The sequence below is a fragment of the Mesorhizobium sp. M8A.F.Ca.ET.208.01.1.1 genome (genome assembly GCF_004791315.1).
GTDB lineage: Bacteria > Pseudomonadota > Alphaproteobacteria > Rhizobiales > Rhizobiaceae > Mesorhizobium.
The window spans coordinates 690,587-712,552 of the sequence record NZ_SRUT01000001.1; the positions used below are offsets into that span (position 1 = coordinate 690,587).

28 protein-coding genes, 1 tRNA gene and 1 pseudogene are annotated in these 21,966 nt (G+C 60.0%); 13 read left to right on the plus strand and 17 right to left on the minus strand.

Annotated elements, in window-relative coordinates; genetic code table 11:
• Positions 1 to 32: 32 nt before the first annotated feature.
• Positions 33 to 2,264: a hypothetical protein gene (locus EN851_RS03385; protein WP_135928568.1), complete on the minus strand. Its 2,232-nt coding sequence runs from the start codon at positions 2,262 to 2,264 to the stop codon at positions 33 to 35.
• Complete coding sequence (locus EN851_RS03390; protein WP_135928569.1) at positions 2,254 to 2,547, minus strand: hypothetical protein; 294 nt, start codon at positions 2,545 to 2,547, stop codon at positions 2,254 to 2,256. The genes EN851_RS03385 and EN851_RS03390 overlap by 11 nt, the downstream gene beginning before the upstream one ends.
• A gap of 232 nt (positions 2,548 to 2,779) precedes the next feature.
• Here EN851_RS03390 and EN851_RS03395 point away from each other — a divergent pair, with 232 nt between their 5' ends.
• Together EN851_RS03395 and EN851_RS03400 are read left to right on the plus strand one after the other, a co-directional pair.
• Entirely contained in the window at positions 2,780 to 3,331 is a 552-nt protein-coding gene (locus tag EN851_RS03395; RefSeq protein ID WP_135928570.1) for a hypothetical protein, read from the plus strand.
• A gap of 322 nt (positions 3,332 to 3,653) precedes the next feature.
• Positions 3,654 to 3,983, plus strand: coding sequence for a hypothetical protein (locus EN851_RS03400; protein WP_135928571.1), 330 nt, complete (start codon positions 3,654 to 3,656; stop codon positions 3,981 to 3,983).
• 184 nt (positions 3,984 to 4,167) lie between these two features.
• Here the strand turns inward: EN851_RS03400 and EN851_RS03405 are convergent, their stop codons facing one another.
• From EN851_RS03405 to map, 13 genes and pseudogenes are all read right to left on the minus strand, one after another.
• Positions 4,168 to 4,686, minus strand: coding sequence for an HK97 family phage prohead protease (locus EN851_RS03405; protein ID WP_135928572.1), 519 nt, complete (start codon positions 4,684 to 4,686; stop codon positions 4,168 to 4,170).
• Positions 4,679 to 4,855: a hypothetical protein gene (locus EN851_RS36160; RefSeq protein ID WP_189587322.1), complete on the minus strand. Its 177-nt coding sequence runs from the start codon at positions 4,853 to 4,855 to the stop codon at positions 4,679 to 4,681. The genes EN851_RS03405 and EN851_RS36160 overlap by 8 nt, the downstream gene beginning before the upstream one ends.
• The gene (locus tag EN851_RS03410; protein WP_135928573.1) at positions 4,848 to 5,402 is read right to left on the minus strand and encodes a hypothetical protein; all 555 of its coding nucleotides are present in this window, start codon (positions 5,400 to 5,402) and stop codon (positions 4,848 to 4,850) included. Before EN851_RS03410 ends, EN851_RS36160 begins: the two co-directional genes overlap by 8 nt.
• A complete protein-coding gene (locus EN851_RS03415) occupies positions 5,403 to 5,942 on the minus strand; it encodes a hypothetical protein (RefSeq protein ID WP_135928574.1) in 540 nt (179 codons plus the stop codon).
• A gap of 253 nt (positions 5,943 to 6,195) precedes the next feature.
• Complete coding sequence (locus EN851_RS03420; protein WP_135928575.1) at positions 6,196 to 6,546, minus strand: hypothetical protein; 351 nt, start codon at positions 6,544 to 6,546, stop codon at positions 6,196 to 6,198.
• Positions 6,547 to 7,561: 1,015 nt separating this feature from the next.
• Positions 7,562 to 7,834 (minus strand): hypothetical protein, encoded by a 273-nt coding sequence (locus tag EN851_RS03425; protein ID WP_135928576.1) that lies wholly within the window; start codon positions 7,832 to 7,834, stop codon positions 7,562 to 7,564.
• Positions 7,835 to 8,118: 284 nt separating this feature from the next.
• The gene (locus tag EN851_RS03430) at positions 8,119 to 8,475 is read right to left on the minus strand and encodes a hypothetical protein (protein ID WP_135928577.1); all 357 of its coding nucleotides are present in this window, start codon (positions 8,473 to 8,475) and stop codon (positions 8,119 to 8,121) included.
• Positions 8,476 to 8,730: 255 nt separating this feature from the next.
• Positions 8,731 to 8,952, minus strand: a complete 222-nt coding sequence (locus tag EN851_RS03435) for a hypothetical protein (protein ID WP_135928578.1) — start codon at positions 8,950 to 8,952, stop codon at positions 8,731 to 8,733.
• Positions 8,949 to 9,227: a hypothetical protein gene (locus EN851_RS03440; protein ID WP_135928579.1), complete on the minus strand. Its 279-nt coding sequence runs from the start codon at positions 9,225 to 9,227 to the stop codon at positions 8,949 to 8,951. Before EN851_RS03440 ends, EN851_RS03435 begins: the two co-directional genes overlap by 4 nt.
• On the minus strand, positions 9,224 to 10,426 hold the full coding sequence (locus tag EN851_RS03445) for a hypothetical protein (protein ID WP_135928580.1): 1,203 nt from the start codon (positions 10,424 to 10,426) through the stop codon (positions 9,224 to 9,226). Before EN851_RS03445 ends, EN851_RS03440 begins: the two co-directional genes overlap by 4 nt.
• Positions 10,407 to 10,724 (minus strand): hypothetical protein, encoded by a 318-nt coding sequence (locus EN851_RS03450; RefSeq protein ID WP_135928581.1) that lies wholly within the window; start codon positions 10,722 to 10,724, stop codon positions 10,407 to 10,409. The genes EN851_RS03445 and EN851_RS03450 overlap by 20 nt, the downstream gene beginning before the upstream one ends.
• 52 nt (positions 10,725 to 10,776) lie before the next feature.
• A pseudogene (locus tag EN851_RS03455) lies at positions 10,777 to 11,247 on the minus strand (UPF0758 domain-containing protein); the annotation flags it as partial.
• Positions 11,248 to 11,688: 441 nt separating this feature from the next.
• The gene (gene map, locus EN851_RS03460) at positions 11,689 to 12,516 is read right to left on the minus strand and encodes a type I methionyl aminopeptidase (RefSeq protein WP_135880661.1); all 828 of its coding nucleotides are present in this window, start codon (positions 12,514 to 12,516) and stop codon (positions 11,689 to 11,691) included.
• Between the two features lie 200 nt (positions 12,517 to 12,716).
• Between map and EN851_RS03465 the strand changes: the two genes are divergently transcribed.
• From EN851_RS03465 to EN851_RS03500, 8 genes are all read left to right on the plus strand, one after another.
• A complete protein-coding gene (locus EN851_RS03465) occupies positions 12,717 to 13,139 on the plus strand; it encodes a hypothetical protein (protein ID WP_135928582.1) in 423 nt (140 codons plus the stop codon).
• Positions 13,140 to 13,250: 111 nt separating this feature from the next.
• Complete coding sequence (locus EN851_RS03470) at positions 13,251 to 13,490, plus strand: hypothetical protein (RefSeq protein WP_127872640.1); 240 nt, start codon at positions 13,251 to 13,253, stop codon at positions 13,488 to 13,490.
• Between the two features lie 193 nt (positions 13,491 to 13,683).
• Positions 13,684 to 13,980: a DUF982 domain-containing protein gene (locus EN851_RS03475; RefSeq protein ID WP_127276690.1), complete on the plus strand. Its 297-nt coding sequence runs from the start codon at positions 13,684 to 13,686 to the stop codon at positions 13,978 to 13,980.
• A 166-nt stretch (positions 13,981 to 14,146) separates the two neighbouring features.
• Entirely contained in the window at positions 14,147 to 14,410 is a 264-nt protein-coding gene (locus EN851_RS03480) for a DUF6074 family protein (RefSeq protein WP_127276698.1), read from the plus strand.
• Between the two features lie 344 nt (positions 14,411 to 14,754).
• Positions 14,755 to 15,993: a pilus assembly protein TadG-related protein gene (locus EN851_RS03485; protein ID WP_189521756.1), complete on the plus strand. Its 1,239-nt coding sequence runs from the start codon at positions 14,755 to 14,757 to the stop codon at positions 15,991 to 15,993.
• Complete coding sequence (locus tag EN851_RS03490) at positions 15,990 to 16,439, plus strand: TadE/TadG family type IV pilus assembly protein (protein WP_127276692.1); 450 nt, start codon at positions 15,990 to 15,992, stop codon at positions 16,437 to 16,439. The genes EN851_RS03485 and EN851_RS03490 overlap by 4 nt, the downstream gene beginning before the upstream one ends.
• Complete coding sequence (locus EN851_RS03495; RefSeq protein WP_135921474.1) at positions 16,429 to 16,833, plus strand: TadE/TadG family type IV pilus assembly protein; 405 nt, start codon at positions 16,429 to 16,431, stop codon at positions 16,831 to 16,833. The genes EN851_RS03490 and EN851_RS03495 overlap by 11 nt, the downstream gene beginning before the upstream one ends.
• 133 nt (positions 16,834 to 16,966) lie before the next feature.
• A tRNA-Cys gene (locus EN851_RS03500) sits at positions 16,967 to 17,042 on the plus strand.
• A gap of 97 nt (positions 17,043 to 17,139) precedes the next feature.
• On the opposite strand, the gene EN851_RS03505 is transcribed toward EN851_RS03500, so the two are convergent.
• Together EN851_RS03505 and EN851_RS03510 are read right to left on the minus strand one after the other, a co-directional pair.
• A complete protein-coding gene (locus EN851_RS03505) occupies positions 17,140 to 18,279 on the minus strand; it encodes a hypothetical protein (RefSeq protein WP_135880521.1) in 1,140 nt (379 codons plus the stop codon).
• A 527-nt stretch (positions 18,280 to 18,806) separates the two neighbouring features.
• Positions 18,807 to 19,628, minus strand: coding sequence for a sterol desaturase family protein (locus EN851_RS03510; protein WP_245520682.1), 822 nt, complete (start codon positions 19,626 to 19,628; stop codon positions 18,807 to 18,809).
• Positions 19,629 to 20,570: 942 nt separating this feature from the next.
• Here EN851_RS03510 and EN851_RS36165 point away from each other — a divergent pair.
• Genes EN851_RS36165 through EN851_RS03525 form a run of 3 tightly spaced genes read left to right on the plus strand, consistent with a single transcriptional unit; the run spans position 20,571 to position 21,858 of the window.
• Complete coding sequence (locus EN851_RS36165; protein WP_189521757.1) at positions 20,571 to 20,783, plus strand: hypothetical protein; 213 nt, start codon at positions 20,571 to 20,573, stop codon at positions 20,781 to 20,783.
• Positions 20,780 to 21,295 carry a helix-turn-helix domain-containing protein gene (locus EN851_RS03520; protein WP_189521758.1) on the plus strand — a complete coding sequence of 172 codons (516 nt, stop codon included), beginning with the start codon at positions 20,780 to 20,782 and terminating at the stop codon, positions 21,293 to 21,295. The genes EN851_RS36165 and EN851_RS03520 overlap by 4 nt, the downstream gene beginning before the upstream one ends.
• The gene (locus EN851_RS03525) at positions 21,292 to 21,858 is read left to right on the plus strand and encodes a hypothetical protein (protein ID WP_135928585.1); all 567 of its coding nucleotides are present in this window, start codon (positions 21,292 to 21,294) and stop codon (positions 21,856 to 21,858) included. The genes EN851_RS03520 and EN851_RS03525 overlap by 4 nt, the downstream gene beginning before the upstream one ends.
• The last annotated feature ends 108 nt before the right edge of the window (positions 21,859 to 21,966 follow it).

Sequence of the window (21,966 nt, forward strand, 5' to 3'; positions counted from 1 at the left end):
TGCCGACATGGGTGGCGGCTTGTTTTCGGTTGTCATGCCATCCCTCGCGTTTTAGCCTGCCGCAGGGCCGCAACGGTGCGCGGGACGGTTCCGCGGTCGTATTCGGCAAGGGCCTTCTTGATCTCTTCGCCAACTCCCTGTTGGGCGCCTCGGGCGTCGATGCTGATTGTGCGGTTGTCTTGGTAGCCGCCGTTGTCGTTTGCGGGTGCCAGTAAGCGCGGCATTGTCGGAACCTTCGGCATCACCTGCGCACCGCGCGGCAGATTGAGCAGTTCCGGACCGCGTTCGCCTACAATGGCTAAGCCGCCAGGATGGTTGGATGTGCCGCTCGCGTAGCCGGGGATGCCCAGCATCTGCGCAAAGCCGCCAGGCGTACCGAACGACGATGAGCTACCGCCACCGCCCGTAACGGCGCCCAAGATGCTGCCAAGCCAGCCGCCACCGCCGCCACCGCTTGATGAGGCTTGCATGATGGCGTCGACCAAATCATTCTCGATCTTGTCAATGATCTTATCGAGCACGCCCTCGGCTATCTTGCCGAAGTCCTGCCAATCCAGCTTGCCGTCGTCCAGTGCCGAACGCAGATCATCAAACGCGCCCTTAATGACGTCCTTCTGCAGGTCGTACATTTCTTGCGCTTTGCGCAATTCGTCAGCCTGCCGAGCGTAGGCGTCCGACACGTCATCAATCGCCTTGACCTGTGCCGGCGTCAGTTGCGCGTTCTGCCAGTCCGCATCGCCCTTCTTGCGGGCCTCTTCGCGGACCTGCTTGAGCGCAGTCGTTTCAAGGTCAAACGCGACTTTGCGTTTAGTCTGCGCCTCAAACGACAAACCCAACGCAGACTGCTCCTGAGCCAGGGCAATGGTTCGCTGGCGAATAGCCTCGATGTCTTCGAAGAAGCGATCGTCCGCGGTCTTGGCCGGTGCGCGTGATGCCCGAGTTTTCCTGGCGGCTTTTGGCTTATTAGGGTCAATGCCGCTATCATTGTCGTAGCCAAACCGGCGGAACATCTCCAACTGCTCATTGAACGACGCCTGAGCGCGGTCCATAGAGCCTTTCCCGCCAATTGCGTCGCCACGTGCGCCTTCGCCTGAGCCTAGCCGGGACATGTCGGCCAACATTGCCTTCAGCGCGCCGACCGCGCCCTGCGCGCCCTGCGCAGCTTCCTCGATGTTAGCCAACTGCGCTGCGATGTGGCCCGTGTCGATCTGTGCTTGCGTCAACTGGCCGAGCGCAACCGAAAGGTTGTCAATCTCTTCTCGTCCGCGCGCAGCAGGATCAATGATGCCCGAGATTTGATCGGCAATCGGCCTCAACCTGGCGGGATCCGTCGCCGCTATCGCATCAAGGGATTGCTGGAACGCGTCGAAGTCCGGCTTGCCAGCCTTGATCTGCTCCCTCAATGTATTGATCGGCTCGGCAAATGCCGCAAACTTGGTCTTCACTGCGTTGAGGTCATTGTCTCCCAGCAGACCCATCTGCTGAAGCAAGCCGAAGCCGCTGTAGCCGCCATTGTCAGACAGACCTGCCTTGACGGTCTTTTCCGCCGCCGCGACCGACTCGCGAAGTGCTGCCAGTGCGCGGCGTTGCGCCGACTCCAACGACGACACCGACCGGCGCGCATAATCCTCTGCGCCGTCGCCAGCGATACCATAGGCCTCGCGAAGGGCCTTGATCGTCTTAGCATGCTCTGTCAGCGCTTCGTCTACTGTTGCGACAGTCTTGCCGCCAATGGCTTCGTAGGCGACGAACGCCACACCCGCCGCGGCCACCGCTGCTGTCACCCACGGGAACTTGGTAACAATGCCAAGCGCCATGTCGCCAACGCCCTTCAGCGCGGCAGTGATGCCGCCTGGCTGACTGGCGACGTACGACAGATGCGACAGCTGTCCGGTAAGCGCCTGTGCCGGCGATACACCGAGTGCAAGCTGCTCGCTGACGGATCGGATGGAATGCAGCATCGCCTGCATTGACGTAGATACGCCCTCCGCAGCATGCCCTGTCTTTCCCATTTCGCCGCCCGCGTTGGCAAGCGCGCCGGTCCACTCCTTAAGCTTCGGGCCGACCGGCAAACCGACCATTGTATTGATGCGCTTCTGCATCGGCGTCATCGACTTATCGATGGACGCGCCCATCGTTGCAAACTGGTTGCTGATTTTGCTTGTGGTCTGACCGATATCCTGGCCGAGTTGCGCGAGCTGGCGCTTTATGGTCGACGTGTCTGTGCTTACCGATATAACGAGATCGTCGCCGTTAGCGGCCATTGCTAGTCTCCGTGGCCATGTTCGCGAGCAATGCCGCCCATGGGGCTGGATTCGGCTGGGTGCGGATGAGGCTCTTTGCGGCGGCAAGTAGGCTGGCCGCTACGTAGGCATCGCTGAAGCCTCGGTTGCGGAGGTCGTCCACAAGGCCGGTAACGGCGGCCGATGCAACGATGTTCTCTAGGGTGTCGAGGAGTGCCTGCTCGCGGGCATGGCTGTGCAGTCGCGCCGAGGCGTACTTATGGTCATGCGGCAGCGATCCCGCCGCAGCTGGTTGGTTGGTCATTGTTGTGAATCCTTGGAAATCAGAGGAGCCGGACTAAGCAAAAACAAGCATAGTGCGGCGGCTTCGAGTCGAGATTCTCTCAGCCCACTGTGCGGAGGCGTTGATGGTTGCTATTCCGGTTTACTGTCCGACCTGCGGTAACGTATTCGCGTCACGAGCTATAAAAGTTTCCGGAAACGTGCGGAGCCTTACTCTTCGAGGAAACAAAGAGAACTGCCCCCGTTGCGGTCATATGGCTGACATTGCCAGCGGCGTTTTTGATGTCGTGGATGGCGCCCTGCAAGAGATAAAAGAAGCGCAGTTACCGAAGATTGCCCTGGAGCGGTTCCACAAGCTGATGGGCCGAGCGCAATTGAGGGAGATTTCTGAAGACGATCTAGAGAAACAGGCTGCACAGATAGATCCCAAGCTAGGCCTTCTCGTCAAAACGATGAGAGGTAAAGGCCTTGGTTTTTTTGGCGCGGTTCTCCTTGTTCTTATGCTTGCTCTGTCTCACTGCCAGTTTAACGTGAATGTGTCGTTGGACATCAACAAACTTGTCGACCAGGCTGTTGGACACGCGGAAGAGGCAGAGGAGCCGGATCTACGCAACAAGCCGCAGGATACCAAGGGCAATCATGAGCGCACAGGCCCCCATTCCACCAGCAATAGCACCGGCAGCGAAAGTCATAAGATAGAGCATAACAAAGCACCTTCTAGGCGACGAAGTGACGTTAATAGCGGACGAAGGGCGGCGCTTCGAAAGAGACGGGAGCAGTTCCCACGGCGAAAACGACGGTCATAGACCAATGCCACGTGACAACTTTCCGCGCGATGTAGTCGACCGGCTCGCTAGGCGAGTGGGCATGAAGTGCTCCAATCCAGATTGCCGGCTACCAACGGCTGGGCCTGATGCGGCCGAAGGCACAACAAACACTGGCGTCGCCGCCCATATCGCCGCGGCCTCGCCAGGAGGCGCTCGGTACGATGAAGTTATGACGCCAGAGCAGCGGTCCGCCATCACCAACGGGATCTGGCTTTGTCAAACACATGCCAAGCTGATTGACGATGACGAACTGACTTACACGCCCGCAGTCCTGCAGGAATGGAAGTCGACCGCTTAAGCTATGGCCAAAGTTGAGGCCGCTGGGTTTGTCATCCGCCGCGGTAGGTCATTCGCCGATCTGGAAAAGAAGGCACCTGCTCTTGTCGCGGAGATGCGTCAAGACCTAACGAAAAATCCGCTTGTTCGTGAATTTATAATCCTGTCCAAGAAGGTGACATACATGGGCAGCGGCAAGCTAATCTTCATGTATTTCTTGGAGGAACACGAGAACTTGCGGGGTATCGTCGATGTGATGCTCAATTACGGCGCCATCTTCGATGTCTCATTCAACAAAGTGCCTCGCTACAATTTCCGCGAGGATTTTGTCGAATATCTCGTCAGTCCGGCTTAGGCTATTTCCAGGCTATGCGCCACCATGCGCGCCGCATGGCTTGTGTAGTCTTGGGCTATCCAAAACGAGACCGCTTCACCGTCACGAAACGAGCCACACGGCCCGGCAATCTTCACCCGAGTGCCGTCCGGCAGTGCGACCTTCGGGTCGGCTACCGCTACGAACTGTCCATGTTCGCGTGGTCTCATCGGATCCCCCTTAACCGTTGGTCCCGCTCCATTTTCTCGATCGTGCGGCGCCTGGCGTTGGCTGCGTTGTCGGTGGATGACAGGCTAGCCGACGTCGCTTTGCCGTAAGCACCCCAAAGCACTAGACTAATCTCGATCAGACCGGCCTGTGTGATGAGGCGCTGCGGGATGTCGCCGCTGTCGTCCCATTCCTCGATCTCGCTCCAAAAGCCAACGCTAACCTCGGCAACATCACCGCGGCCGACCGAGGCTAGCGCCTCCTGGCCGTTGGGCGAGTCTGGATTTGGGGTGACGGCATACCAAAGCCCGATCGAGTCCGACCGTAGGGTGAGCGTGCCGTTGCCTACGCGACCCAAAGGGCGACTGACATCGTGCGCCCAGAGGCACGCAACGTCCGGATTTTCGATCTGCGATCTATCGAAGGCCCCACGCGCGAACCGCTCAAGAAAAAGCCCGCCAATATTAGCGGGCTGCTGCCATTGAATCGCATAACCGGAGATGAACGGGTCAGCCATCCTTGAGCGCCTCGATCTGTTTGTCGATCTTGGCCAGTGAAAGCTTGAGCGCGATTTCCTTCGCAGTTTCGTGGCGAATCTCGTGCTTGCGTTCACCAGGCAGTTTTACCCGCTTGGAGGGACGGTCGCTCTTGCCATCGGCCTTTTCGTATTCGCGACGCTCAGCCATTGCCACCACCATGGTCCGAGATGTACCGGGCAGCCTGGCCATTCGTCAGGAAGAACGGCACCTTGGCGGAACGCACCGCGTCAGTCTCGACGCCTTCGCTTTCCAAGTCGCGCAGCAGCGATTCAAGGTCGGCCTGCGTAGCAAGTGCAACGTCTGTTGCGGCAACGATGGCGCCTACGCGCTTGTCAATCTCACTCTGCACAGCCGCGATAACGGCGCGGGAGGCAAAGCCTCGCCGCGCGTAAATGCGCTTCTGAATCTCATCGAGCGCTTCCGAATGATTGTGCTCATCATGACGCAAATCACGTAACTTCTTGCGGCGATCCACAGCGGCCGAGTCAGCATCGCCGACAAGTTCAGCGACTGCCGACCGCAGCCGCGGGCCGCCCGTTTTTGCTTCTGCGGCAATGGCCGCTTCGGTTTCGGCGATCTCGCGGCGGATTTCTCCGATCCGGACATTGAGGGAGGCCGAGCGCTCGACAAGATCCTTGTATTCGGCATCGACGTCGACAAGCGCGGGGATGGTGATCTGTGCGGGTTTTGCCATTTAGTTGGCCTCCGAAAAGAGATTGTGTGCAGCCAGGACAATTGCTGTTGCTGGAATGCGCGTGGAGCGTCGCTGCTTGCTCGTACCAACGCGAGGTACGTCTGCGCCGACAGGGCGGAAGATTGAAATCCACTTGTTGTCGAGGTGAAGGACGATTTCGGGATAAGTTTCGACCACCTCTACGTCGGAAACGATCGCCTTGATGTTTCGCGCCGCGTTGAAAAGCTGGCCATGTAGAATTTCAAATGCGGTTGCGCTTTCAGGCCGCAGGTGAGCGGGCATGACTCTGGTGTCGAACCGATCGGACACGGCCTCAGCAAGCTCAGCGGTTTTGTCGGCGACGCGAGACAGTGGTGCGCCAGATGCCACACCAAGGAGAAGCAGTGCAAAGTCCGCTTCGTTGAGATCGACCGCGACACCAGGGGCGCCGGGTGTGAGGATTTCTTCCTCGAGAAGACGGCGCGCGACTGTGCGCGTGCGAGACGCGGGAAAGCCGCAGTATTTTTCAAGCGCCGCCGAGGCGGCAGCAAGGGTAGCCATGAGTTGTCCTTTTGGAATTTTCGCAAATTGCGAATGTTGAGCGTAAAAAAGCCCGCGCCGAAGCGCGAGCTTGATTGTCCCGCCTGCTGAACTGCAGCAATGACGGGATGCCGACACGACGAGGGACCCGTGTGGCCGGCGATCAGGAATCGAGCAAAAAACCTAGCCGCCGAAATGAAAGAGGCCGCAATTGAGCGGCCCCTGTTTCTGTCTTCGTTGCCCTATAGGCTTTTGCCGTCCACGATTTGGCACACTAGGCAGCAAGTGCCTTTGTCGCCCATCGTCCGGCCTCACGCAGCGCTTTCCCACCCTTGCGATCGGCACCGCCTCCCTTAGCTCCTAGCGCCTTTCCCACATCGGCAACATTCGCCCGCGCCAGGATCGCTTCAATGACGATATCGATCTCTTCAGTAGGTGTCGGCATTTCAGCTTCATCCTGTCGGCGAACGTCGCCTCGTCGTTTGCCCATCTTCGGCTGCCCGAGACCGCCGATCGAGCCAAGAAAGATCGCGCCGTATGCGATCTGAGCGGGATGGAAACTGAAGCGGGTTGCGTCGGTGAACACTGCGTCAGGGTGTATCCATTCCTGTGATTTGATAGTCATGCCACGGGTTCTTCCGTCCCACCCGCCAGGGCTCGCCGGCAGCGGGGCGGCGTCACCCAAGCGAAGTTGAACGGCAGGCAGCGCTAGGTATCCGTCTAGGGAGCGGGGATCGGGATTCTTACCGCGAGGTTTGCCGTCTTTTCGGCTCCGGTCGACGCTCATACCCTCGGCACCTGCCTGATTGTCATTGGCGGCTGCTGGTTGACGCTCTCTTGCGATGCGCCACAGCGAGGCGGCGCCAACTGCGTCGTGCTTCGCTAGCCAATTCATCGCCGGCAGTCCGCCGCGGTAACGGATCCTTGCCTTAGGTCGTTTTGTGTCGGGATTCGCTGCTAGAATGGCATTAGCGTCGCGCCAAAGGTCGTCCCTTTGGGTAGAACGCATGTTGTCATTGGCCGCAATGCGACCTGCCGCCGAGGCGGTCTTCTCAATCTGTTCCAGAGGATTGCTCGATTTTCGGGGTCTACGTAAGGAGCCCCTCGGCTCCCGGCTTGCCGCCTCGACGGCGGTCTTGCTTGGTGAGTTCGCACATAAGGCACGACTCACATCCATACATTATACCGTTTTACCGGTATGTTGTCAAGATATAGATATGATCGCCTCATCATACGCTATATCTAGTATTTTGACAACGTATTCCCTGACCGTTCTCCACAGAAGCTTGAGGCCTGTGGGTAGCGGGCATTAGCGATCGTCAAATCTAGATATGGTATTCAGTTCCGCAAATGTTCTGTTACAATGCACCAATTGTAGTCGGAGCCTTCCGGCGGGGAGGAGGTGATTGGAATGAGCAAGAATCAGAAGATTGGACGCAACGCAGGAAACGGGCAGTTCACCACGGTAAAAACCGCAACGAACAAACCCGCTACCCACATCGTTGAGACGATTAAGCGCAAGTAGGCGGCAATGCCGACCTAGAGAGCCGGGCGGATTCGCTTTGCCGGTGATACCGCCCGGTTTCTTTTTAGCACCATCGCGACGGCATGCGTCAAATCACGAATAGACACGCTGCGCGCTAGCCGCTCGCCAACCTCCGATACACCGCAACCTCTTCCGGCATCGCCATGCCACCCTCGCGCGGGTGCCAACACATGCAACCCCCGAGGAGCGGCTCAACTGGCGCGCGAGCCTGTTCGAGCAGGTCGGCCAGGCGCCAATATTCCGGCCACACTGCAACCGGGTTGACCGGTTCGCTCGCGATGTAGTTACGGAACGCTTCCATCAACTCTGGCGTCACAGGGAAGTCCGCACGCTCGGCCCGCTTGTTCACGCGTCGCTTAATGGGCATGACGGCGCCTCCCGTTCGGTGCGCCGAACACGGCGAGAGCATGCGGCGGTTCCGTGCGCGGGTAACGTTCCCGAGCTTGTTCGGCGGCATATTCCACTAGAAAGGCCTCGCCACATCGTTGCCATGCGGCCAGCGCTGTAGCCTCGTCAGGCTGCTGGATTCGTTCATTGGTAATGCCAGCGTCTAGCAAGTTGCCAAAGTAGCAATGCCCCCACGCAAACCAATCCCTCCAGATGGTGAGTTCGGCTGGCCGGTATCGGTCAATGCGTCTTCTAACCGGCATATCAGTACCTCCTACTGCCCTGGTAATCCGCGGTTCTCGGCACGCGCGGCGCTTCCGGAGAGTCAACGCCATCTAGCGCCAGTTCGCGGATCAACCTCGCAAAGGCGATGCGTGCTGCGTTGAGGATGGAAACTTGTGGTCGCTCTTTCGGCTGCGAGAAGCGGTCAAGAAACGTTTGGCCGTCGCGGTCTAGAACCTCACGGGCCGTCTGCGCTTGATCCCACGCCTCCGCAGCAAGCGTCAAAAGGCGGATATGGTGGCCGTCCAGCGCGTAGTCTTCGACAACCGACTTGAACCATTTTTTGGTCGATGGACGCAGATGCGTGGGCGGTTTCGGGGCATTTATGCTGTCTTTCATGATGTAATTTCATCCTGTTTCTGGCCGCAAAGCCTTGGCTAGCAAAGGAGAAGGCCGAATATATTTTGAACCGGGGCAAGGCGAATGCGCACTGTGGGGGCCCGCCGGTCCCCGGCGGCGACGGTCCTAAGCCTTGAGGTACCCCCACCCTTGGGGGCTGGTCGGAACCGGTGCGGCGCGGCGACGTTGACCGGCTCAACTAGGAGACGGATCGATGTTTCGATGGATGTTGTTTGGCCTAGCGCTCTATGGCGCCTATCGGTATGGCCGCGCCGTGGCTGAGGTGGAGGCTGAACAAGCACCTGTGGCGCTTCTAACCCCGCCGCCAAAACGGACATCGCGGTCGTCCTGATCGTCGTTCGCGGGCCGCAAGTCAGGGCGGATCTTGTAGAACGCCTCCCAACTAATGGGGCGACCGCGCACCGCGCCATCGAATTTGGCTATGGCAGCGTCGGTCGGTGTGTCGAAGAGGTTCATGCTGCTTCCTTAGTCAATGGCCAAACGCTGCTTTCTGTGGCGGGCGTCATCTCGCCGCCCTCAAGTGTCTTGATGACCACAAAGTCAAGGACATCCATGCCTGGGTTTCTGATGACTCCGACAACCTTGACGCGCTCATCATCGAACGTCTCAGCATCGAACGGCGCGATTGGCATCATCTGGCCAAGGCTCGGCGCGTCTTCGTTGCGCTGCCTCTGGTGCTCTGTGAGTGCGGCAAGCATGGCATGATAGACATCTTCCTGTTCCAGCATCATGCGGCCTCCGACACAGGTTGGTTGTCGTTGGCCGGCACCGGCTCGTATTCGTATTCGGCAAACTTGCCGCGTAGCAGTCGTATGAATTGCGTGTCGTGAAGCTCGCTGCTGTCGTTGATGCTGTGCACCCCTGCAGCGTTACACAGTGATGAGAATTGCTTCTGACCGCGCTCCTGTTTGTCTTTGCTCTGCGCCTCGAGAAAGATATTGATGTCGCTTGGCTGGCCGGTGTCGTCCACCACGTCAAGCGACAGAACCGTATCGCCTCCGTTGCTCCATACCTGAGACCCTACGATGGTGAGGCGTTGGCGGGTGGGGTACTTCTCCACAGGCACGGCCGGCTTGGCTGCCGCAGGCTTTGCTTTCCGCTCGCCCTTCGGATCCTCGCGATAGCGTTCCTCGCGCAGCCATCTGGCTAGATGCATTCGCTCGATGCCGCCAGCTGCCTCCCGCCAGGCTTTTGCAGCCATCACGATCTCAGCGTGTAGGGTCTTGGTTGGCGCTAGCTTCTCATACTGCACCTTGGCTGCTGCGTATTCTTTTCGCAGGCCATATGCAGCGTAAAGCTCGTCAAGCCCCTCTTGCCCCACTGCGGTGGCCGACAGGCCAACCGCGGGGCTGGGGCAATCAATATCCTCATTCCCCGTCATCGGCTCAGTAGCCGTGTCGGGTATGAGGGTCTTTGGCCCGGTGACGTGGGCCACTTGGGCATCAACTGGCCCGGTGACGTGGGCCACCACTGGCCCATTATCGTGGGCCGGTTCAACTGGCCCGGTGGTGTGGGCCGGTTCGGGGAATTTGCCCTGTGCGGCAAGCTCGAGCACGTTGAGCACCGGCACGTATCGGCTGGCACCTTTACCCTTGCCTCGCCCTTGGAATGTACGCACGACCCAACCAGTATCCATCAGGGCAATGATGGCGCGCTGTACGGCGTTGCGAGAGGGTACGGTTGCGCCGGCAGGAGCGCGCTGCTTCATCACCTTAGCGACGTGGCGTTGTGACAGGAGGGCATCGCCATGGTCATCGTGATACCAGCCGACGAGAAAGCGGTAGACGATCCTAGCCGTCTCGTAGAGGCGATCGTCGAGGTCGATAAGCTGCGCCATGCGAAACTGCGCAACCGGGCTGGGAAAGGTGTCGACCTTGTGAGTCCAATAGGCTTGAGACTCACCAACTTTGTTAGGCTGCGGCTTTGACATGCGGCTTCTGCTCCTCAAGCGCGGCAAGTGCGGCGCGGGCCATCTGGTCGACTAGGTTGTATGAAAACGTCACCGTCCGCCCGCCATGGGCATTAGGTCCGTAGATTGAATATCCGCCCGCGGTGCGCTCTGTGATGCGTAAGCCGAATAGGCGGATGTCGTCATTGAGCGCGATGTCGAAGCGCGCGATGACGTTCCCGTTGCCTGGTGGCTCGGGTGTTATTCGCAGAATCTGCAAAGTCGTTATTTCCAGTTGGAAGTTGGGTTGCGGCGTCGGTTGGCTCGATCCAACGGGCAAGAACGCTATTCCGCTGTGCGGGACGTCCTTCAATTAAATCAATGGTTTGTCAAAGGATGCGGAATTGCTCGCGCGCCTCGAACGCCATGGCCGAGCGGCAATAGTCGAGAAGCTGCTGCCATGAGGCCAGGACTTCGCGGCCGTGGATCTCGCCGCGCGCCATGCGCTGGGCGGTCGCCGCGACGACCTTCAGTTCGAGCGCCACGGCCGGGCCGATGCCCTTGACCTCCTGCAACAGGCCGACGGGCGCGCCGAGCACCTCGGCCAAGGTGCCGAAGCGGGCGAGCAGCGCCTTGGCCACCGGTTTGGTGTCGGCGCGCGGGATCAGGCGGAAGAGCAGGAGTTCCAGAAGCTCATAGTCGGGCAAGGCATCCGGACCGGCCGACGCAAAGCGCTCGCGCAGACGATCGCGATGGCCGAGATAATGCGGCTTTTCATCGGCTGCCGCCTTGGCTCTCGCCGCCGGCCGCACCGGCACCTCGGAGAAGAAACTCCGCTCATCGTCGTCGCCTTGTGTCGCCATGTGCCGCCCATATCCAGCCCGCAGCTGAGCAATGATCGCTGATCCCCACGAAATACTAGGACGGCGGACAGGGGCGGTCGAGGTCTTTTGTCTTTTCAACGCTGTCAATCAGCCCACAGCCGTCGAGCAGCCGGAATTGCTCCCCAGTCGGCAAGGAATGAGTAGTCTCCAACTTTCGCGCAATGTTGCGGCAATGGGGGGCGCGCAAGCCGGGAGATCCTGCGCATGCTGGATCGCCGCGAGCGTTATCGGGAAAGGCACGACTATTACCCGCGCGAACGCTTCGATCCATGCACCGATGGCAGGGTCAGCGATGGCCGTCCGCGCAGTTGCCGGGAAATAATGCGCTGGTCCCAGACCAGGACGAGGACGAAGACTGGCGGCCACGCTAACACTGGAAATAGGCGCGAAACAAACCAGATGATGGAGGGCGGCGGCCTCCTAGGCTGGCAAGCCGGGGCGGTCGAGCTTTTTGGGCGACAGCGTGAAGATCTCGCAGCCGGTGTCGGTCACGCCGACAGTGTGCTCATATTGCGCCGACAACGAGCGGTCGCGTGTCACCGCCGTCCAGCCATCCGACAGCACCTTCACATGCGGCCGGCCGAGATTGATCATCGGCTCGATGGTGAAGATCATGCCGGGGCGCATTTCCACGCCTTCATTGGCATTGCCGTAGTGCAGGATGTTGGGGGCGTCGTGGAACAGCTGGCCGACTCCGTGGCCGCAGAAATCGCGCACCACCGAGCAGCGCTCGGCTTCGGCATAAGTCTGGATGGCGGCGCCGATGGCGCCGGTGCGCGCGCCTGGCCTGACAGCGGCGATGCCGCGCATCAGGCATTCGTGGGTGACCTCGAGAAGGCGTTCGGCCGCCCGCTTGATCGTGCCGACCGGATACATGCGCGAGGAATCGCCGTGCCAGCCATCGAGGATGTAGGTCACGTCGATGTTGACGATATCGCCATCCTTCAGCGGCTTGTTGTCGGGAATGCCGTGACAGACGACGTGGTTGATCGAGGTGCAGGACGATTTCGTATAGCCGCGATAGTTGAGCGTGGCCGGCAGTGCGCCGTGGTCCATGCCGAACTCGAAGACGAAACGGTCGATCGTGTCGGTGGTGACGCCGGGGCCGACCATCGGCACCAGTTCGTCAAGGCAGCGCGCGGTGAGGTCGCATGCCTTGCGCATGCCGGCAAAGCCTTCCTCGCCATAAAGGCGGATCTGGCCGGTGTTTCTGAGCGGTGCCGTGGCGGCGTCGAGATAGGTGACCATTTTGTCCGTATAGAAGGTGGCGCGCCGCAGGAGTGCTGGCGCTAAGATGTCACCAGATTTGGCACTTGGGGGCGAAAGGTTCAAGGAAGAACTGCCTGATGCGGCTCCAGCGCCGGGATATTCGCATGCCGAGGCGATCCTTTTCCCGGTTTTGCATGGCGTTCGCTTTCCTTTGTGGCCATCGTGCGTTAGGCGGATTGATGTTTTGGAGATCGCATCCGTTCCCGGCGGTCAGGCGCATCAAGTCCCTTGAATCGCCACTGACGGCAGCCTGCTCATGTCTGATGGGCCTGGTGCTGCTAGCGATGCTGTGTCTCGGCCGGCCGGACACGCCCATTTCCTGGGATGCCGCGCAAGGCGGTGCCAGCGTTGGCCTTGAACGGTCGGGTGAGGTCGCAGCGCTGCTGCGTGTCGCCAACAAGGCCCACGCGCTGGAGGTTCGCGGCGCCCGGCCGGTGCTTGCGAAGTTCGCCGGCGGCCATCCGGCCCTCCCGGTTCCGCAGGCTGTCTTCCGTCGCCCCGCCCCGACGTCGCCGGAGATGTTTGTCGCCGGCCATGGGCCGGTCTGCCCGCCCCGTGTCAGCACCAACCAGCCGCGTGCGCCTCCCTCCACGCGAGCCTGAGCGGTCCGGGACCGCACGTTCACCTCCATTCCAAGCCATTCGCGTCGCAACCCGTGCGGCGGCCGAGAGCCGCGCATTGGTGGCGCGGCGCGTCATTTTCGGATCAATGCAATGCAACAGCGTATCAAGACATTCAAAAGCCTGTCACGCGCGGCCTCGGCTGCTTCATTTCTTTCCGTCCAGGCGCTCATCGGTATCGGAACCGTTTATTGGGCGATCGCCGAGACGCTCTATTTGTCGAGAACCGGAGCGCTCGTCCTCGGCGCCCTGTTCGCCTTGCCGTCAGCCTACGTTCTGCTGACGGTGGCGCGGATGGCCTTCGACGCGGAGACCGATCCGGCTAACCAGTGACCGAAGGGTTCAAGACGCCCGTGTTCGAAAGTTCACGGGCGTCTGAGTCCTTGCCGTAGCAAACGGCCGCGGTTGACCGCGGCAAAACGTCCGCTTCCGCAGTAGCGACACATTCTCACGGCATAAGATGCTTCGAGCAACTTTTTACGACGAGCGGCGTTGCATGGGACTATGCCGGTTCGGGAGATGTCGGATGGACAGATTGCAATTCGAGGTGCCGGTGCGCATTGCACCAGGCCCCGGCTTGCCCGTCGAGGAAATCTACGGCGTCGAGCAGGCGCTCGATTTTCTGCAGGACTGGCCGGCACGCCGGCAGGGGCCCGTGTATCAGAAAGCCTTCAATGCCTGTTTTGGCGCGACCGTCGATGTGGTCAAGACCGAAGACGCCTGCCGGGCGTTCATGGCGTTCTGCCGCGTCACCGGACTTATGGCGGGCGACATGATGGCGCCACGCAAGCGCGGCGGTGAGGCGCGAGCACTGCAGGCTTGAGAGCCGCGCCGAATGGCGTAAACCAGTTCAGCTTCGAGTGCGTATGACAATTCGCGTGCGGGGAATGCATTGGCCGGCGCCGTTAAGCTTCCGTTTCCACTTTCGCGGTTAGCCATTGCTTGTTCGGCAATGGTTGATTCGTTGCGTCAGTTTCATGGTTCGGAAGATGTCCCCAGAAAAAGTCCGTGCGTTCCCGATCGATCGTCAGTTATTCTTGGTCAGGGAAGTTGCCGCCAGGCTCGGCAATCTGCATGGCGAGACCGCCACCTCGTTCTGGAAGGCAAAAGCGGCGGAGTTGCTCGATCTCGTTGTCGGGACGGGCAGGGACAGAACGGCGGCCAGTGACGAAGTACGCAGGTTTTTCGTTGCCGTACAAAGAGAACTGTTGGCTGGGTCGGTTGCTGAGCCAGCTCCAGTTCTTTCCGCCTGAAGCAGATATCATCCCAAAGATCGCGCTACTGGTTCGAGTTTTCTTGGCTCATCCTTCGAGTCGGCCACTGCCGGTGCCGTCGCATGTTGTTGGGGCCAGACGGCGCTGATCCCAGTTCGCGGTGATAGGTCCTAAGCCGGGCCGCTTGATCCTGTCCCCATACCGGCTCCCCCATGCAGCGCGGCGTGGTCGTTTCGTCCGGGAACGGTAAACAGCCGGCGCCCCGTCCGTTGGCCCCCTGTTCGTCCAGATGGCCGCGTGCACCCATTAAGAATGGCGGCCTTCATCAAAAATGAGCCAAAGTTTTTAGCGTTCATTCATACATGCGTGTTTTCTAATGGATTATGGCGTTCAACTGCTTCACCCGAATCCGGCTCATGGCGGCCAGCATGCGCCGCAGCAGATCGGCGAATGTCGCCACCATCTTTGCCCTCACCTTGCCGATCGTTGTCGGTGCGGCGGGTTTTGGCGTGGAAACCTCCTATTGGTACTATAACAGCTTGAGACTGCAGGCCACGGCGGATGCCGCGGCCTATGCCGGCGCACTGGAGCAGATCTCGGGTTCGGATACGCCGACGATCGTCGCTGCCGCGACCCAGTCTGCTGCAACGAATGGTCTTGGCGCCGGCACGATCGTCGTCAATACACCGCCGGCATCCGGGCCGAACACGGCCAAGAAAGCGGTTGAAGTTATCGTCGGCCAAAAGCTCAATCGTATGTTCACCCTGATCTTCACCCAGAGTCAGGTTCCAGAACAGGCGAGGGCGGTGGCGCTCATCACTGACGCATCCAAGGCCTGCCTCCGGGCGCTCGATCCCTCGGCCTCGCAGTCGGTGCTCGTCTCCGGCAGCGCCAGCATGAAGCTCACCGGCTGCGTCATCATGACGAATTCGATCGCCCAAGACGCCATTAAGGTGCAGGGATCGGCGGCTCTCCAGGCCGACTGCCTGATCTCGGCGGGCGGCGTCGTGCTGAACAATCCGGTGACCACGATCTGCAAGGCGCCGATCACCCAGGCCTTGCCCATACCCGATCCGTTCGCCAGCGTGCCAGCGCCTGCCGCCAGCAACCCATGCCAGACTCTCAAAAATAATAAGACGACGCAAACAATCCAGCCCGGGACTTATTGCAGTGGCATGGACCTCTCCGGAAATGTCACGCTTTCGCCCGGCGTCTATGTCGTTCAGGGGAATTTGAAGATCAACGCGGGAGCGGTCGTCACGGGCAGCGGCGTCACCATCTTCATGGCGGGCAGCAGCACCGTCAGCATGAACGGGAATGCGACCGTGACGCTCAGCGCGCCTCAGTCGGGCACCTATTCCGGTATGCTGTTCTACGGTGACAGGACAGGCATGGCGGCGCAGAGCACCTTCAACGGTACTGCAGATTCCTTGCTGACAGGCGCCATCTATTTCTCCAAGCAGCAAGTCAACTACCTGGGCAACTTCTCAGGCAAGAATGGCTGCACACAGGTTGTCGCCGACACTATCCAGTGGTCCGGCCATTCCACGATCAATCAGGACTGCTCGAGTCTGGGAATGAAGGACCTCCCGGCGGCGGCGTCAGTCGCGATTGTCGAATGAAGCCCGGGGCCTATCGATTGATTCCAGCCATTCGCGAAGACGCGGGCACTGCCGCGGTTGAGTTCGCGATGGTCTTGCCCATCCTGTGTCTGGTACTGCTCGGCATAGCCGACGGCTGGTCATACGTCACGAGTTCGCTGTCGATGCGCGCCAGCGTGAAGACGGCAGCGAACATGCTCTTGGCGGGCTCGGCCGACGACAGCGCGACGCAGGCCGCAGCACTGGCGAACTGGGAGAGGATGCCGGACGACGGTCAGGTCACGCTGAGCCGGATCTACAAATGCGGAACGACCGTGGTCGACGCTTCGACCTTGTGCAGCGGGCCGAAGGCACCGTCGGTCTTTGTCCAGATCGACGCATCGGCGACATGGACACCTCCCTTCACCTTCGGCGTCTTTTCCGCCCCCAGCACGATCGGCCAGCAGGAGCTGATCCGTGTTCGGTAATGCGGGAGGCTTCAAGGCCGATCGATCGGGCGGAGCCGCGCTCGAATTCGCGCTCATCGCACCGTTCCTTATCATGCTGCTATTCGGAATCTTCGCCTTCGGCTGGTCGATGAATTCGGCCTCCAGCGTTCGCTACACGCTGGAGGCGTCCGCACGGTCCCTGCAACTTAACAACACGTTGTCCCAAACTGCCCTCCAGTCGATCGCGACGCAGAAATTGCAGGCCCTGGGCCTTCACGATGTCAACGTCACGATCGCCATCGATCCGGCGAGCGGCGGCTTTCGCATGGCGCATCTGACCGCCACCTATGCCTTCGTCATAGACTTCCCATACTTCGACGACTTCCCGATCAATTACGCGACGACGGTGACCGTGCCGCTGGTCGGCAGTTAGACACGCAGTCTGACCACGAAGCTGCTGGCCTCGAGCCCCGTGGTCAGGCTCTTTTCCGCAATGGGGTGTTGCCGAAACTTTTACCCAAGACATGAAGAATCTTTAAACTTCTGCACGTTACCAAAGCACGCATGGCCTCGTGGCGGAGCGGCTACGCTAGAGACTGCAAATCTCGGAAGCCTCGGTTCGATTCCGAGGCGAGGCCTCCAAAATTCCGAAGCAATGGACTGGCTCGGGCGGAAGTAAATCCCATTCCCGGTTCATTTCCGCGTCACGCCGAGCGATTCCGCGTGGCCGCAAAAAGCTCTATCGGAACAGATATTTCGAGACCTCGGGATTGCCGCGGCGCCACATCACATTGTCCAGGAAATAGTGGTGCACGTTGATGAAAATCAACACGATGAAGAAGAACAGCGACGATCCCAGCACCTCCTGGTCATAGGGGATAAGGGCCGTCAGCGCGGTCGGAATCAGCCAGAAACCCAGACCGCCGAGGAGGAGGCCAGCACTGATGAACTCCAGAAGCCGCACCCTGTAGGCCGGACCAAGAATGGACAGGATTCCGGACGGCGGAACTTTCTCGGCATCGCGCCCGTCACGCTCGACATTGCTCTGGTAGCGCCATACCACCGCCAGGTACTGCAAGGAATGGAGCGCCGGCACCACGAGCAGCCAGAGCGGATTTGTCCTTACAATCAGAATCCAGAGATAGAGCGACGCGACGTAGGCGATGACGCCGTTATATGGCAGGCTGCCGCCATTCCTGCCCCAACGATTGATCAGCATCACGGCAGTGGCGGCCGTTGACGCGGCCGCGGCCGACAGCGCAATCGCATTGAGCCATGCAGGGGTGGCAAACGTATAATACTCCAGTCCCAGGTACTTTCCCCGGCTGACCGCCGTGTTGGTCTGAAGCCATGCGAACAGCCAGACGGCATAGCTGTTGATCAGCAGGATTTTCTTGTCCGGATCGGTGAAGAACCTGCGCTTCAGGACGGCATCCACCATCAACATGCCGTAGCCTTGCTTGACGTAGTGCCAGCCGACGAAAAAGAACATCGCGTTGGTTGCGTTTCCCAGCAGCCGGGCGTTCGCCGTGATCGAGCCGTAGGCAAAAAATGCGCCCATGAGCAGGGGAACGACGATGCCGGCGAAGATGTAGCGGAGCTGGAGGTTCCTGTCGTAGCCGTCGCCGCGCAGCTTCCGTCCGAAATTGCGGTAGAAGAGTTGGTATGAGTGGGCGAAGTGCGGATAGTTGATCACATAAGCCAGGAAGAGCATCGTCGCCGCCACCAGACTTTCGTACCTCAGTGGCACGAAGTACAGCGCCGGCAATATCAGGAATGCGCTGCCGCCAAGCATCAGAAAATCCGCGAGCGGACCAAAGAGATATTTTGGGGGCGTTGCCGCGGGAGCGCGTACATCGGCCGAAAGGTGAACCGTCATATGAGCGCTCCTTTCGCATCCATTTAATCACCGGCCCGCCCGCTCGACAAGATAGAGGAGCCGAGCGGTCAGCGCGAAGGCATGGCTGCAGCCGACGTCGTAACCCGCGATATTATCGACATGGTGCCGCCCCCGCCAAATCGCATCGGCCAGGCATTCGCCGCGTAGGATCGGGAGAGAGACCGAGGTCTGATAGACTGGCGTTGGTGGCCATGAGGAGCGCGCCGTTGCGGCCTCGCAAGCTCGTTTTTGCCGCGCCGATCGACCATCCCGCCACGAGCGAAAGAGCCGAGACCCGGGTTGTCATTTGAGGATGAAGTAGATTGGGATGAGGATGGAAAAAGCGGCGACGCCAGTGAGAAATAGGTCTGTGGTCATGCGCCGCCGCGGTGCGCGACGTACACGAAATGTCGGTATCTACGCAAAACCCGCCCCCATTTGCCCCAACTGAGCATCGCGTAATCACGGCAGGAGCGCAAGCATCGTCTAAATTAGGAGTGCGCAATCATCTAACCGTAGCGCAAGCTTCACGGTTCCGACCGCGGTCTATCCCCGGTCGTGACCGCCTTGCGCGGTACCAGGGGATAACCGATCTGGCCAAAGATGTTTGAGGGGATCGGATCGTCGACGCCGTACTTGGCCGGCATTGAGGCTGTAGGCACGCGATAGGTGCCAAACACCAGGTCGATGAGCGCCAGTTGGCCGGCGAAGTTGCGGTCATAGGCGGCTCGCTCGCCGGCATGGTGCCAGTGATGGAACTGCGGACCGGCGATCAGCCAGGTCAGCGGCCCGAAGCCGATCTTGGTGTTGGAATGGACCAGCATCGTGTGCCCCATATAAATCACCGAATAGAGCGCGATGGCCTCGCCGCTGAAGCCGAGCAGGAACACCGGCAGCAGCGCCGTTGCCTTGGTGACGATCTGGTCGACGGGGTGGACGTGGAAGGCGGCGAGGCAGTCCATTTCCTCGACGCTGTGATGGATGGCATGGAAGCGCCAGAGGATCGGGACGGCATGAAAGGTGCGGTGCGCGGCGTAGACGCCAAGGTCGGTCAGCACGATGATTTCCAGTACCTGCATCCAGGTCTGCTGGCCCGCCACCCCCGTCGTCACCCTGTCCGGCACCAGCAAGGCGAGCGCGCTGAAGATCGGCACGAAGATCAGGCCGCCGACGAAGTTGACGACGAAGCCGTTGAAGGCCGCGTAGGACAGGTCGTTGAAAAAGCCCTTGCGAAAAATCCGTTGCAGCCGCCGCAACGGAAACAGCCGTTCCAGCGGAATGAAGATCAGCAGGCCGATCGCGACCGCCTTCAGGCCGAACAGGTCGGCGATCTGCTGTATCGCATCCACGCCCCCAACCCTCCCAACGGACAGAGAGGATATCCAAAGCACCGCGATCACTGCCGTGCAAGGCGGAAGGTGTATAGGAGGTTAATTCCTGTTCGGCGCTAGGTCAGCCAAAGCGCGTAACGCTTTATCCATGCCTCGTCTCTTTGACGCCTCAGTTCGTATTCCGGCACCAATGCCGAGTTTACGACGGCGGCTGGATGCCTCGGCCATATATGATCGCCGGCTTTCTGCACGCCCCAAATGGCGATCAGCACGACGGTCGTTACACCGCAGACTCGTCCAAAAGATAGTCGTTCCATCGGCACCGGTCCCCTCTGCCGCCAGGGATGATGAGCAAATAGTCCCAACAAAGCATGAACGAGCGGTCCGCTGAACGGTCCCTCGCAAACGTCAACCTCTCTTTGCACGGCTTTCATGGATAATCAGCGCGATTACCAGACGTTCGAATTGGAGGCACTGCGTGCGCGACCACGGACTGAAGGACCGCCGACCAAGGGCTGGACACCATGGAAAGCCGGCGCCGGTATTCCTCCGTCCGCAGCCGAACTGTTCAAGCAAATTCACTGGCGTTATTCGTCGGATATTCGACGCATCGTCTCAAAACGGAGCTCAGTGCTTGAAAGATCTGGTACGCCCAAGGGGCGTGACGGTTTCCAAGCTTTTCAACAACTTAGCTTGTCCAACCGCCCCGACCAGTGCAATTGAAAACATTAGCGTTTTCTCGGCGATGTCCAACCACCTTCGCTCATTGCGAGGGGAATTCCTGACGGCTATTTGCTCGGCCGAATATCGAAAAGGTTCGCTGCGTCCCCTCGGCGCCAGTCTGCGGGCGTTGGAAAGCGCTCAAGCGAACCGTGAGCTGGATCATGGCGATCCGCTCCCGTCGGCGAAGGCTTCCGGGCCGTTCGCTGGCGGGGGTCCGTCCATTTGCAGGGGTGCCTGATGTTCATCGTGACCAGGCTCACTGACGCCGAGATCGTCAGCAACTTCGAAGAAGTTGCGATGGACTTCCGAGAGGTGCTCCGCATTGTCCGTTGGATGGCCGCGAAATGCGACCAGCGTGCGGCTGGCGAGGAAGCAGCCGACCGCATGCTCGATGCACTTGGCCGCGTGCGCGATGTAGTCACCGAGGCTATCGGAAGGCCATCTGCATGAGCGCTCCCGCCTCTCGCTCTTGGACATGGCGCCACGCAATCATCAAGTCGGACCTGCCGCCGACTACACGGCATTTGCTGCTGAGCCTCTCTTGCTTCATGAACGATGTCGGTGGTGGTTGCTACCCAACGCAAGAGCAGCTGGCAGTTGCCACTGGCCTTACAGACCGGGCCATCCGCAAGCACACGGAAATCGCCGTTGAAAATGGATGGCTTGAACGCCGTCTGCACGGCTTCAAGGGTCGCCGTTGGAGCAATTACGAATACTTCGCGATTTGGCCTGACGACCGGAACGACGTTCCGGCCTTGCCCGCCGAAGGGCCGGAACCACGTTCCGGTAAGACCGGAACCACGTTCCTCAAGGACCGGAACGACGTTCCGACTACCACTCCATCTTCTTCCAACACCACTCCAGAGCGCGCGCGGGGCGCGCGTCCCCCTCATTCGAAGAAGGGATCGGGAAAAGAAAGCAACCCAATGATGAACGCGCTCGACGAGGTGTTCGGGTCATGACCACCGTCAAAGATCATCTGGCGACCTTGTTCGCGAACTACGACGTTCCTTTCGGCCAGGGAAGCGAGACCGCAAAGGAGAAGGTTGCCGGCTACAAGATGGCCTGTGCCGATCGTTCTGCGAACCTCGTTGGCAAGGTTGTCGCCGACTTCCTGACCGGCGCCGTCGATCGCCCGGCAGGTCGGCGTTCAAAGCTTCCGACTGCAGAGGAGTTCGCTGCCCGTCTCAGGGCGGTTGCGAACGGCGATGGCACTGCGGCCAGTCCCCGGGCCTATGCGCCTCCGTTCGGTCCGCTGTGGGGCGTGAAGCTCTATGCGCTCCTGATCGCGGGACCTGACAAGGATCTATGCGCCCCGTCCCGCTTTGTGGCTGCCGAGATCGCAAAGGGCGGTGACCTCGCCGAGCGCTACCGACTCGAGCATCAGGCCAACAATGGCTTCAAGGCGGTGTCGTTCATGTTGCAGGACGCGGCCGACGCGAAGGGCTGCACGGTCGACGAGAGGCTGCAGCGGCTCGTTTCGATGTTCGAGCCCGTTCCATCCCACGCGGTCGCCTTCAGTTAATGGAAGACGATCCATGCCGAGCGTGGTTGGCCATGGCTTCCGCATCTCGGAAAGCAGCGTGTCGCCTACTTCCCAAAGGACGGTGGCGAGGGTTTGGAGCGCCTGCGC

Coding starts and splice junctions, on each gene's coding strand:
- EN851_RS03385 (WP_135928568.1), bottom strand. CDS start 2,264: ATGGCCGCTAACGGCGACGATCTCGTTATATCGGTAAGCACAGACACG.
- EN851_RS03390 (WP_135928569.1), bottom strand. CDS start 2,547: ATGACCAACCAACCAGCTGCGGCGGGATCGCTGCCGCATGACCATAAG.
- EN851_RS03395 (WP_135928570.1), top strand. CDS start 2,780: ATGGCTGACATTGCCAGCGGCGTTTTTGATGTCGTGGATGGCGCCCTG.
- EN851_RS03400 (WP_135928571.1), top strand. CDS start 3,654: ATGGCCAAAGTTGAGGCCGCTGGGTTTGTCATCCGCCGCGGTAGGTCA.
- EN851_RS03405 (WP_135928572.1), bottom strand. CDS start 4,686: ATGGCTGACCCGTTCATCTCCGGTTATGCGATTCAATGGCAGCAGCCC.
- EN851_RS36160 (WP_189587322.1), bottom strand. CDS start 4,855: ATGGCTGAGCGTCGCGAATACGAAAAGGCCGATGGCAAGAGCGACCGT.
- EN851_RS03410 (WP_135928573.1), bottom strand. CDS start 5,402: ATGGCAAAACCCGCACAGATCACCATCCCCGCGCTTGTCGACGTCGAT.
- EN851_RS03415 (WP_135928574.1), bottom strand. CDS start 5,942: ATGGCTACCCTTGCTGCCGCCTCGGCGGCGCTTGAAAAATACTGCGGC.
- EN851_RS03420 (WP_135928575.1), bottom strand. CDS start 6,546: ATGACTATCAAATCACAGGAATGGATACACCCTGACGCAGTGTTCACC.
- EN851_RS03425 (WP_135928576.1), bottom strand. CDS start 7,834: ATGCCCATTAAGCGACGCGTGAACAAGCGGGCCGAGCGTGCGGACTTC.
- EN851_RS03430 (WP_135928577.1), bottom strand. CDS start 8,475: ATGAAAGACAGCATAAATGCCCCGAAACCGCCCACGCATCTGCGTCCA.
- EN851_RS03435 (WP_135928578.1), bottom strand. CDS start 8,952: ATGAACCTCTTCGACACACCGACCGACGCTGCCATAGCCAAATTCGAT.
- EN851_RS03440 (WP_135928579.1), bottom strand. CDS start 9,227: ATGATGCTGGAACAGGAAGATGTCTATCATGCCATGCTTGCCGCACTC.
- EN851_RS03445 (WP_135928580.1), bottom strand. CDS start 10,426: ATGTCAAAGCCGCAGCCTAACAAAGTTGGTGAGTCTCAAGCCTATTGG.
- map (WP_135880661.1), bottom strand. CDS start 12,516: ATGGTCACCTATCTCGACGCCGCCACGGCACCGCTCAGAAACACCGGC.
- EN851_RS03465 (WP_135928582.1), top strand. CDS start 12,717: ATGTTTTGGAGATCGCATCCGTTCCCGGCGGTCAGGCGCATCAAGTCC.
- EN851_RS03470 (WP_127872640.1), top strand. CDS start 13,251: ATGCAACAGCGTATCAAGACATTCAAAAGCCTGTCACGCGCGGCCTCG.
- EN851_RS03475 (WP_127276690.1), top strand. CDS start 13,684: ATGGACAGATTGCAATTCGAGGTGCCGGTGCGCATTGCACCAGGCCCC.
- EN851_RS03480 (WP_127276698.1), top strand. CDS start 14,147: ATGTCCCCAGAAAAAGTCCGTGCGTTCCCGATCGATCGTCAGTTATTC.
- EN851_RS03485 (WP_189521756.1), top strand. CDS start 14,755: ATGGCGTTCAACTGCTTCACCCGAATCCGGCTCATGGCGGCCAGCATG.
- EN851_RS03490 (WP_127276692.1), top strand. CDS start 15,990: ATGAAGCCCGGGGCCTATCGATTGATTCCAGCCATTCGCGAAGACGCG.
- EN851_RS03505 (WP_135880521.1), bottom strand. CDS start 18,279: ATGACGGTTCACCTTTCGGCCGATGTACGCGCTCCCGCGGCAACGCCC.
- EN851_RS36165 (WP_189521757.1), top strand. CDS start 20,571: ATGTTCATCGTGACCAGGCTCACTGACGCCGAGATCGTCAGCAACTTC.
- EN851_RS03520 (WP_189521758.1), top strand. CDS start 20,780: ATGAGCGCTCCCGCCTCTCGCTCTTGGACATGGCGCCACGCAATCATC.
- EN851_RS03525 (WP_135928585.1), top strand. CDS start 21,292: ATGACCACCGTCAAAGATCATCTGGCGACCTTGTTCGCGAACTACGAC.